This is a genomic window from Phreatobacter sp. AB_2022a (assembly GCF_026847585.1).
Taxonomy (GTDB): Bacteria; Pseudomonadota; Alphaproteobacteria; order Rhizobiales; family Phreatobacteraceae; genus Phreatobacter.
Map to the genome: position 1 here is coordinate 31,390 of NZ_JAPSET010000049.1, position 10,098 is coordinate 41,487.

Below are 10,098 nucleotides of genomic sequence, written 5' to 3' on the forward strand. Positions count from 1 at the left end.
GATCCTCGACCCAGGTCTAGCGCCCCTCGCGGGCCCAGACGAGAGTCAGCGCGCCGAGCAGCAGAATGAGACCGAGCACGCCGGCAAAGGCCGGGAGGATGCCGATGCCGCGCACGACCGAGGCGTCGCGCTGGCGGATGCCGAGCCAGTCCTCGCCGCGCAGCGCATTGGCCGAGCGGGTCGGGACGATGCGCGGCATGGTGAGGCTGCCGTTCTCCGAAATGCGCCACAGGCCGCCGCCGGTCGCCCGCACCAGCGGCTCGAGCACCTGCAGGGTCGAGGTGACATCGGTGAATTCCCGCGGATTGGCCGGCCCGACATTGACGAGACGCGTCAGCGTGCCGGCCTGGGCGCGCCAGAGGCCGAGCTCGGTCACCTCCACCTGGCCGCGCCAGAGACCGGGCTCGGCCGCCTGCATGGCAACCGTCTGGCTGCGTCCGGACGGCGTCGTCAGCGTCACCTCGGCCGGGGCTTCGGCCATGGTCTGCAGCTCGACGGCCAACTGGCGGCCGCGCACGGCGAGCCTGAGGCTCTCCTCTTCCAGTTCCGGCTCGCGCATCAGCCAGTGCGACAGCCGGCGCAGCAGCTCCAGATGCGGCCCGCCGCCCTCGTAGCCGCGCGCCCACAACCAGATGTGGTCGGAGAGGAGTAGCGCGACGCGGCCCTCGCCCTGGCGCTGCAGCATGAGGACCGGCCGGTTGTCGGGGCCGTCCATGACGGTGGTCGAGCCCTGGCCGGGCGTGCGGCTCTCGATCAGCCGGAACCAGCGGCTCCATTGCGGCGTGCCTTCGGTGGTCGAGCCGGGCAGGGCCCGGGTCACCGGGTGGCGCCGGCCGAGCTCGGAGACGCGGGCGTGGAACGGGCGCTCCATGACGTCGCCGGTCGGTGCCGCCGGCAGAATGGTCTCCAGCGGCGTGTCGTTGATCGAGGCGGAGGTCGCGTGCTCGGGGCCGGCGGCCACCAGCAGCGCGCCGCCATTGCGCACGTAGCGCGCGATGTTCTCGAAATAGATCAGCGGCAGCACGCCCTGCTGGGCGTAGCGGTCGAAGATGATCAGGTCGAATTCGCGGATCTTGATCTGGAACAGCTCGCGCGTCGGGAACGCGATCAGCGACAGCTCGTTGATCGGCGTGCCGTCCTGCTTTTCCGGCGGACGGAGAATGGTGAAATGGACGAGGTCGACGCCGGCGTCCGATTTCAGGAGATTGCGCCATGTGCGCTCGCCCGCATGCGGCTCGCCGGAGACCAGCAGCACGCGCAGCTTTTCGCGGATGCCGTCGATGATGACGACGGCGCGGTTGTTGATGGCGGTCAGCTCGTTGTCGAGTCCGTCCACCTCGATCTCCACGATATTGGCGCCGGCATGGGTGACCGGCACCTGAACCATGGTGGTGGCGCCGGTCGTCACCGTGCGCCGCTCGATGGTTTCGCCGTCGCGCTTGACGGTGACGGCCGCCTCCGCCGCCCGCCCGCCGGTGCCGTTGTCCTCGATGCGGAAGCCGACCGTCTGCGTCTGGCCGACAATGCCGAAGCGCGGCGTCTGGGTCAGCACGACGCGGCGGTCGCGGTCGGTCGAGCGGCCGGTGATCAGGGCATGGACGGGTGCCTGGAAGCCGATCGCCGCGGCCTGTCCGGGAACGTCGTGTACCTGGCCGTCGGTGATCAGGATGGCACCGCCGATCCGCTCGGCGGGCACGTCGGAGACGAGGCCGCGCAGGGCCTCGAACAGGTGCGTGCCGTCGGTCTGCCCGTCCGAGGCTCCGGCATCGACATAGCGCACCTCGAAACCAGGAGACCGGCCGAAGCTGCGCTCGATCGCCGCCTTGGCTTCGTCGGTCATGCGCGTGCGGTCGGCGAGCGACTGGCTGGCCGACCGGTCGAGCACGACGGCGACGACCGTCTTCAGGGGATCGCGGTCTTCCTGCGTGAAGACCGGATTGGCAAGCGCGAGCAGGGCCAGCGCCATGGCGCCGATGCGCCACCAGGCGCCGCGGGTGCGCGAGACGAGGAGCAGCAGCGACAGCACGACCACGGCGATGGCGGCGGCCGCGAGGGCGAGGAGCGGGACGAGCGGCGACCAGACGAGACCGAAGCTCATGGCTCAGTTCCCCAGCCGCTCGAGCAGCGCGGGCACATGGACCTGGTCGGTCTTGTAGTTGCCGGTCAGCGCATACATGACGAGGTTGACGCCGAAGCGATAGGCGAGCTCGCGCTGGCGCGCCTCGCCCTGGATCGGCAGCAGGGGATTGCCCTGCCGGTCGACCGCCCAGGCTGACGCGAGATCGTTGGCGGTGATGATGATCGGCGAGACCGAGTCGGAGGCGCGGGCCGGGCGGGCGGTCTCGTCGTCGCCCACCGGCGGGATCGCCTCGACCCAGGTCGCGCCGTCGGTATGGCGGCCGGGAAACTCGCGCAGGATGAAGAAGGCGCGCGCCAGCACATGGTCGCGCGGCACCTGTTCCAGCTCGGGAATGTCGAGACCGGCCAGGATGCGCCGCAGCGTCGCCTGGGCCGGGCTGGTCTGGCCCGGCCGGGCGGTCGAGGCGTCGCGGGTGTCGAACACCACCATGCCGCCCTGCTTCATATAGGCGTCCAGCTTCAGCAGAGCCTGCGGGGTCGGCTCGTCGGCGCCGGCGACCACCGGCCAGTACAGGATCGGAAAGAAGGCGAGTTCGTCGCGGTTGATGTCGACCCCTTGCGGCGCGGCCGGCTCGAGCGCGGTCCGCGCCGAGAGGAAGCGGGTCAGGCCCTCGAGGCCGGCGCGGCTGACCTCGTCGACCTCGCGCGAGCCGGTGACGATATAGGCAAGGCGCGTCGCCTGGGTGGCGCGCACGGCGGCGTCGTCGGCGGCGTTGCCGGTGGCCGCGGGCGGCCGGTTCTGCATCCTGCGCGTCTGGGCGTCGGCCGGACCGCCGGCCAGGAGCAGCCCCAGCAGCGGCATCAGCGCCAGGGCGAAAACGGCGCCCGTCGTGCGCGCCGTGCGCAGGCCGGTGAGCCGCGCAAGGCCGCCGGCAATGACGAAGACGGCCAGGCCGTCGACGAGGAGGAGGAACAGGGCGGCGATCACGAGCGGCGATCTCAAATCCACGGGTTCTCCAAGGCGATAGCGTTCGATCGCGGCGCCGAGAGGGCGGAGATCGAGCGGCTTCAGCCGCTCGTCGGGACCAAGAGCATTGACCGCGACGGTCGCGTCCGGCGGCCCGTAGAAGCCGGGCGGATAGTCCAGCGTCGCGGGCTCGCGCCAGTCGGCCGGGATCGGCTTGGCGGTCGCCGGCGGCCGGACGAAGGCGCCGAAACCGTCGAGCACTCGGTTCGGCGCGACACGCTCGGCCGCGCGCGGCTGTCCCGGCAGGCCGGCAAGGCCTTCGGCGGCGGGGCGCCCGGCGGCCGACAGCGCGGCAATGCGCTTCAGCATCTCGACGAAGGCGCCCGACAGCGGCAGGTCGGACCAGGCGGTGTCGGCGGTGACATGGAACAGCACGATGAGGCCACGGCCCCGCCGTTCGGCGGTCACGAGCGGCGTGCCGTCCTGCAGCTGGGCCCAGGTCTTGTCGGCGAGCAGGCCGTCGGGCTCGGCCAGCACCTGCCGGCGCACGCGCACGTCGGGCGGCACGGGGATATCGGCGAAGGGGCTCTCGCGGGTGAAGGCGGCCAGCGGCTGGGGCGTCTCCCAGGACAGCGCGCCGCCGAGCTGGCGACCGCCGCGCCTCAGGCGTACCGGCACGAGATCGTCGTTCTGCGCCCCGGCGAGCCGGGTGCCGGCAAAGCGCAGGAGAATGCCGCCATTGTCGATGAAGCGGTTGAGCGCCTCGCGGGCTTCCGGCGTGACCGTGCCGACATCGGTCAGGACGATCATCGGCACCCTGCCTTCGACGAAGCGGATCGCCGCCTCGGAGGGCGAAGCGCCCTCGACGGTGCGGATATCGGCGAAGGGTTCCAGCGCGCGGCCGAGATAATAGGTTGGCGACAGCAGGGGCTGCGCCGTATCGGTGGTGGCGCCGGAGACGACGCCGATCGTGCGGCGCTGCCAGCGCGCATCGATGAGCTGCACGGCGCCGGCCGAGCGCTCGCCCGCTATGTCGAGCCGGGTAATGTCGTTGCGGATCTCGACCGGCAGGTCGAAGCGGGCTTCGGTTTCGGTCTTGCCGGGCTCGAAGGCGAAGGTCGCCTCGCCGATCGGCAGGCTGCGTGTGTCGAGGGCGCGCACGCGGCCGGCCTGGGCCGGGCCTGGCTCGGCGCGGATGACCTGGACCGAGAAGCCGCCGCTGGCATTGCTCGCGCCGGTCAGCGCCAGCACCGGCGGCGTGCCGCCGGCATAGACGGTCAGCGCGTGGCTGCCGATCGTCTCCTTGAGCTGGCCGAGGAAGGCCTCGGACCGGCCGGTATCGACGCCGTCGGCGAGCCAGACGATCTCGGCCTGCTGCTGGGCGGCGAGGAAACGCCCGAGCGCCGGCAGGACGCCGGCGCGGTCCGGCGTATGCGGCGAGGGGTCGAGCGAGCGCAGGCGCTCGCGCACCGAGGCCGGCGTTTCGATGCCGATGGCGATGACCGGCTTGGCGGTGGTGGCGAAGGCCACCGGGCGTCCGGCACTTTCGGCTGCGGCGACGATCTGGTTGGCGACGCGGATGCGCTGGTCGAAGGCGGCGGCGGATGGCCAGCCGTCGTCGATCAGCACCAGGACCGGGCCGCGGGCGCCGCTGGTGGCGGCCGGCGGGTTCCACATCGGGCCGGCCATGGCGAGGATGATGATGAGCGCCATGAGCAGGCGGAGCGCCGTCAGCCACCAGGGACTGCGCGCGGGTGTCTCCTCCTTCGGCGCGATGTCGACGAGGATGCGGGTCGGGGGGAAGGCGATGCGCCGCGGGCGTGGCGGCACCAGCCGGAGCAGCCACCAGAGCGCGGGCAGCGCGGCGAGAGCGAAAAGGACGAGGGGGGAGGCGAAGGCGAGGGGCAGGCCCAGCATCAGCGCCTCGCAGTCCCGCGGGCCGGCGCCGCGGCGGCAAGGTCAAGCGGACCGGGTCCCATGCGCTGGTGCAGCGCCAGAAGGGCGCCCGCCGGGGCCTGGTCGGTGCGGTGCAGGCCGAAGCTCCAGCCGCGCGTCTCGCATTCGCGGCGCAGGGCGGCGCGATGGTCGGCGAGCCGGGCGACATAGTCGTCGCGCCAGGTTTCGGCACGGCCGGCGGTGATGGTCAGGCCCTCCTCGAGCTCCTCGAATTCGACCCTGCCGCGATAGGGAAAGGTCTCCTCGACCGGATCGTTGATCATCAGGACATGGCCGCGCGAGCCGCCTGCTGCAAGGTTCTTGACTGTTTCGGCGAAGGTTTCCGGCCGCACCAGGCAGTCGGAGAGGATCACGGCCTCCGACAGGCGCGACACCGGGGTGCGGGGCGGCAGGTTCGTGGCCTTGCCCGCCGCGTCGGCGAGAATGGCGTCGGCCATGCGCTCGATGACCGCCCGGCTGGCCGTCGGGCGCATCAGGCCGGGAATGCCGACCCGCTCGCCGCCGCGCACCAGGATTTCGGCCAAGGCGAAGGCGATGACCAGGGTGCGGTCATGCTTGCTGACCTTGGCCAGGTCGGAGGCAAAGCGCATCGAGGCTGAACGGTCGGGCCAGATCCAGACGGTATGGGCCGCCTCCCATTCCTGCTCGCGCACGTAAAGGTGCTGGTCGCGCGCCGAGCGGCGCCAGTCGACGCGGTTCGCCGGCTCGCCGTCGGTGAAGCGGCGGAACTGCCAGAAATTCTCGCCGGTGCCGGCGCGCCTGCGCCCGTGCAGGCCGTGAATGATGGTGGAAGCGACGCGCCGGGCTTCGAGGACGAGACGCGGCAGGCTGGCGGCGAGCGCGGCCGCGTCGTGCGGCACGCGCGCGCCCGCGGCATCCCCGCCTTGGCCGCGGCGCAGCGTGTCGGCCAGGCCGAACATGGAACGGGTCACCTGAGCGGCTTGACCAGCGAGGCGATGGTGGCCTCGACGGTCAGGCCGTCGGCGCGCGCGCCATAGGACAGCGCCATCCGATGCTTCAGCACCGGCTCGGCCAGCGCCACGACGTCGTCGATCGAGGGGGCAAGCCGGCCGTCGAGCAGCGCCCGGGCGCGCACCGCCAGCATCAGCGCCTGGGAAGCGCGCGGGCCGGGCCCCCAGGCTATGGCATTGGCAAGCTCGCCCTTGGCGGCATCGGGGCGGGCCGAACGGACGAGCTGCAGGATGGCGTCGACCACCGTCTCGCCGACCGGCAGGCGCCGCACCAGCCGCTGCGCGGCCTGCAGGTCGTCACCCGAGAGCACCTGCTTCGGCCGGCTCTCCTCGGCGCCGGTCGTGTCGAACAGGATCTTCCGCTCGGCTTCGAGATCGGGATAGTCGACGTCCACCTGCATCAGGAAGCGGTCGAGCTGGGCCTCGGGCAGGGGATAGGTGCCCTCCTGCTCCAGGGGGTTCTGCGTCGCCAGCACGTGGAAGGGCTTCGGCAGGTCGTGGCGCTCGCCGGCAACCGTGACGTGATATTCCTGCATGGCTTGCAGGAGCGCCGACTGGGTGCGGGGGGACGCGCGGTTGATCTCGTCCGCCATCAGGAGCTGGGCGAAGACCGGTCCCTTCAGGAAGCGGAAGGCGCGCCGGCCGCCAGCCGATTCCTCCAGCACTTCCGAGCCGAGAATGTCGGAAGGCATCAGGTCGGGGGTGAACTGCACGCGGCGGGCGTCGAGGCCGAGCACGACGCCCATGGTCTCGACCAGCTTGGTCTTGGCAAGGCCGGGCAGGCCGACCAGCAGCGCGTGGCCGCCGGAGAGAACGGTGACGAGCGCCTGGTCGATGACCGGCTGCTGGCCGAAGATCACCTCCGAAATATTGGCCCGGGCCTGGCGGACCTGGGCGACGGTGGTTTCTGCGGCTCGGACGATGGCGTCTTCCATGCGTTCAGCGGTCTCCGCGGTCATGCAAGCTCCTGTCGGGGCTACGTGCTTCGTGCGCTGCATCATCGCGCATGCATTGCGATAGCGATAGCTCAGTCTTACGTTCGCTTCATGGCCGGGCCAACGTTGGGCGCCGGAATGTTCATGATTTTCACTCAAACGTGAGGCTTTCGGCATGGCCAGCGGTTCATCGTCGTCAGGTGGGCTGGAGGGCATCGCGACGCAGGTGAAGGCGGTCAAAGGGCCGCCGCCGGTGCATTTGTGGAACCCGCCCTTCTGCGGCGACCTCGACATGCGCATCGCCGCCGACGGCACCTGGTTCTACATGAAGACGCCGATCGGCCGGCCGGCGCTGGTCAAGCTGTTCTCCTCGGTGCTGAAACGCGAGAATGGCCGCTATTTCCTGGTCACGCCGGTGGAAAAGGTCGGCATCACCGTCGACGACGCGCCGTTCGCCGCCGTGGAAATGCGGGTTTCCGGCTCCGGACGGGCGCGTGGCATCGCCCTGCGCACCCAGACCGAGGAATGGGTGGAGGTTGGCCCCGATCATTCGCTGCGCTTCGAAAAGGAGGCCGGAACCGACGGGTTGAAGCCCTATATCCACGTCCGACGCGACCTCTGGGCGCGGGTCTCGCGCGCCCTGTTCCAGGATCTTGCCGCGCTCGGCGAGATCGCTTCGGTCGAAGATTCCGCGGGCGACCGCCGCGACTGGTTCGGCCTCTATGCGGCGGGGACCTTTTATCCCATGGTGCCGGCCGCCGAGATCGAGGGCCTCATGTGATTCCCGTTTCGCCCGACCAGTTCAGCGCCGCGGTCACGCAGCGCCTGAGCCTCGACCTTCCGACCTTCGTGCAGGATGTGCATCCCGGCGGCGGCCAGCCGGCCGACGACAGCGATCCGACCATCAACGAGGGGCCGCCGGCACGGCCGGCCGCCGTGCTGATCCCGGTGGTCGCCCGGCCCGAGGCGACCGTGCTCTTGACCCAGCGCTCGTCGGATCTGGCCAGCCATTCCGGCCAGATCGCCTTTCCGGGCGGCCGGATCGACCCTGGCGACGCCGATCCGCTGGCGGCCGCCCTGCGCGAGGCGGAAGAGGAGATCGGCCTCGACCGCAGCCATGTGCGCCCGCTCGGCTATCTCGCGCCGTTCCAGTCACGCACCGGCTACCTGATCACCCCGGTGGTCGGCCTGGTCCGGCCCGGCTTCGATCTGACGCTCAATCCGAGCGAGGTGACGGACGTCTTCGAAGTGCCGCTCGCCTTCCTGATGAATCCGGCCAATCACCAGCGCCAGTCGCGCGTCTGGAACGGCCAGCGGCGCTATTTCTACGCCATGCCCTATGGCGAGCGCTACATCTGGGGCATCACCGCCGGCATCCTGCGCGATCTCTGGCAGCGCCTGTCCGAGCCGGCGGAGGCTGCCGGCGTGAGGGCGTGATGCGAGCTGTCGTCAACCTGCTGCTGTTCGCGCTGCCCTTCGTGTTCTATGTCGGCTGGCTGCACCTCAAGGAGCGCAATCCCTGGCTGAAGGAGCATTGGGACAGGCGGCCGGTGGTCTGGATCGGCCTGTGCGGCCTTCTGCTGTCGGGATCCTATTTCCTCTACCATCTGGCCGGCCAGAGCCGCGATCCGACCGCCGTCTACGTGCCGGCCCGGGTCGAAAACGGCGTGTTCCATCCGGCCGAACTCAAGCCGCGCGAGGCGGAGCCACGGCGATGAGCATGGATCCTGCGACACGACACATACCGGTGCCCGACTGGCTCGCCGCGGGACCCGCCGCGCGGCTCGTCGGACTGATCGCCAGGGCGGGCGAGGAGGTGCGGGTGGTCGGCGGCGCGGTGCGCAACATCCTGATCGGCGAGCCTCCCGGCGACATCGACATGGCCACCACCGCGCTGCCCGAAGCGGTGATGAGGCTCGCCGAGGCCGAGGGGCTGAAGGCGGTGCCGACCGGCATCGCCCACGGCACCGTCACGATCGTCGTCGAGGGACGGGGATTTGAGGTGACGACGCTCCGGCAGGATGTCGAGACCGACGGCCGCCACGCGCTGGTCCGGTTCGGGCGCGACTGGCAGGCCGATGCCGCCCGGCGGGATTTCACGGTCAATGCCATGAGCCTTCGCGCCGACGGCGCGCTCTACGACTATTTCGGCGGCGCGGACGATCTCGCCGCAGGCCGGGTCCGGTTCATCGGCAATGCCGTGGCGCGCATCCGCGAGGACCGGCTGCGGATCCTCCGCTTCTTCCGCTTCCAGGCGACCGTCGGCTCCGGCGCGCCCGATGCGGACGCGCTGGCCGCCTGCATTGCCGAGCGCGCGGGGCTCGCCGCGCTCTCGCGCGAGCGGCTGCGCATGGAAATGCTGAAGCTGGTAATCGCGCCGCGCGCCGGCGAGACTCTCGAGGTGATGGCCGATGCCGGCCTGCTCGGCATGGTGCTCGGCGGCGTGCCGCTCTATCGCGATCTCGGCCGTCTGGCGGCGATCGAGCGGGCGCTGGGCCTCGCGCCGGACGCCGCGCGCCGGCTCGCGGCGCTCGCCGTGCTGGTCCGCGAGGATGCCGAGCGGCTGCGCGAGCGGCTGGCCCTATCCAATGCCGACTACCGGCGCATCGACGGCATCGGGCACGGCTGGCGCGCGCTCGATCCCGCCCATGGGACCGCCGCCGCCAAGGCGGTTCTGTTCGCCGCCGGCCCGCGCGGCTACCGCGACCGGGCGCTGGTCGCCTTCGCGCGCTCGGCGGCGCCCATCGAGGATGCCGGCTGGCAGGCGCTCGCGACCCTGGCCGAGCGCTGGCAGGCGCCCGCCTTCCCGATCTCGGGACATGATCTCGCCGCGCGGGGCTTTGCCGACGGGCCGGCCGTCGGCGCGGCGCTGGCCCGGCTGAAGGCGGCCTGGATCGCGGCGGATTTTCCCGTGTCGCGCGAGGCGATCGAGCGGCTCATTTCGGACTTGACGACCGGACGTTGAAGCAAAAACCTGATACCTGCCGCGGACATTTGTCCGCTGCGGCGGGCCGTCGTCCGCCAATTAATTGATGCGCAAGGTTTTTTTGGTTGATTACGATCGGCCGCCTTCATGCGAAGCCGGCCCGCGGGTCTGTGCAACGATCGTATCCATGAACATTCGGGCCGAAACGGACGATGCAAAGCGCGAAATTCCTGCGGAGCTCTATGTTTCGCTGGTGGACGCGCT

Annotated in this window: 8 protein-coding genes; 4 read left to right on the top strand and 4 right to left on the bottom strand. The window is 70.9% G+C overall.

Translation table 11 applies throughout. The annotated features are described in order from the left end of the window. Nucleotides 1-16: 16 nt before the first annotated feature. From OZ671_RS26395 to OZ671_RS26410, 4 genes are read right to left on the bottom strand one after another with little or no spacing between them, the layout of a single operon-like run. Nucleotides 17-2,098 (bottom strand): hypothetical protein, encoded by a 2,082-nt coding sequence (locus OZ671_RS26395; RefSeq protein ID WP_268863474.1) that lies wholly within the window; start codon nt 2,096-2,098, stop codon nt 17-19. Between the two features lie 3 nt (nt 2,099-2,101). Further along, the gene (locus OZ671_RS26400; protein WP_268863475.1) at nt 2,102-4,963 is read right to left on the bottom strand and encodes a DUF4159 domain-containing protein; all 2,862 of its coding nucleotides are present in this window, start codon (nt 4,961-4,963) and stop codon (nt 2,102-2,104) included. Continuing rightward, the gene (locus OZ671_RS26405; protein WP_442957129.1) at nt 4,963-5,922 is read right to left on the bottom strand and encodes a DUF58 domain-containing protein; all 960 of its coding nucleotides are present in this window, start codon (nt 5,920-5,922) and stop codon (nt 4,963-4,965) included. The genes OZ671_RS26400 and OZ671_RS26405 overlap by 1 nt, the downstream gene beginning before the upstream one ends. Nucleotides 5,923-5,930: 8 nt before the next feature. Beyond that, nucleotides 5,931-6,932, bottom strand: a complete 1,002-nt coding sequence (locus OZ671_RS26410) for an AAA family ATPase (protein WP_038307165.1) — start codon at nt 6,930-6,932, stop codon at nt 5,931-5,933. Between the two features lie 151 nt (nt 6,933-7,083). Between OZ671_RS26410 and OZ671_RS26415 the strand changes: the two genes are divergently transcribed. From OZ671_RS26415 to OZ671_RS26430, 4 genes are read left to right on the top strand one after another with little or no spacing between them, the layout of a single operon-like run. Next, complete coding sequence (locus OZ671_RS26415) at nt 7,084-7,689, top strand: DUF1285 domain-containing protein (protein WP_268863477.1); 606 nt, start codon at nt 7,084-7,086, stop codon at nt 7,687-7,689. Further along, entirely contained in the window at nt 7,686-8,345 is a 660-nt protein-coding gene (locus tag OZ671_RS26420; protein ID WP_268863478.1) for a CoA pyrophosphatase, read from the top strand. Before OZ671_RS26415 ends, OZ671_RS26420 begins: the two co-directional genes overlap by 4 nt. Further along, entirely contained in the window at nt 8,345-8,626 is a 282-nt protein-coding gene (locus OZ671_RS26425) for a DUF6111 family protein (protein WP_268863479.1), read from the top strand. Before OZ671_RS26420 ends, OZ671_RS26425 begins: the two co-directional genes overlap by 1 nt. Continuing rightward, nucleotides 8,623-9,873 carry a CCA tRNA nucleotidyltransferase gene (locus OZ671_RS26430; protein WP_268863480.1) on the top strand — a complete coding sequence of 417 codons (1,251 nt, stop codon included), beginning with the start codon at nt 8,623-8,625 and terminating at the stop codon, nt 9,871-9,873. The genes OZ671_RS26425 and OZ671_RS26430 overlap by 4 nt, the downstream gene beginning before the upstream one ends. Nucleotides 9,874-10,098 lie beyond the last annotated feature (225 nt).

Coding starts and splice junctions, on each gene's coding strand:
- OZ671_RS26410 (WP_038307165.1), bottom strand. CDS start 6,932: ATGACCGCGGAGACCGCTGAACGCATGGAAGACGCCATCGTCCGAGCC.
- OZ671_RS26400 (WP_268863475.1), bottom strand. CDS start 4,963: ATGCTGGGCCTGCCCCTCGCCTTCGCCTCCCCCCTCGTCCTTTTCGCT.
- OZ671_RS26415 (WP_268863477.1), top strand. CDS start 7,084: ATGGCCAGCGGTTCATCGTCGTCAGGTGGGCTGGAGGGCATCGCGACG.
- OZ671_RS26425 (WP_268863479.1), top strand. CDS start 8,345: ATGCGAGCTGTCGTCAACCTGCTGCTGTTCGCGCTGCCCTTCGTGTTC.
- OZ671_RS26395 (WP_268863474.1), bottom strand. CDS start 2,098: ATGAGCTTCGGTCTCGTCTGGTCGCCGCTCGTCCCGCTCCTCGCCCTC.
- OZ671_RS26405 (WP_442957129.1), bottom strand. CDS start 5,922: ATGTTCGGCCTGGCCGACACGCTGCGCCGCGGCCAAGGCGGGGATGCC.
- OZ671_RS26430 (WP_268863480.1), top strand. CDS start 8,623: ATGAGCATGGATCCTGCGACACGACACATACCGGTGCCCGACTGGCTC.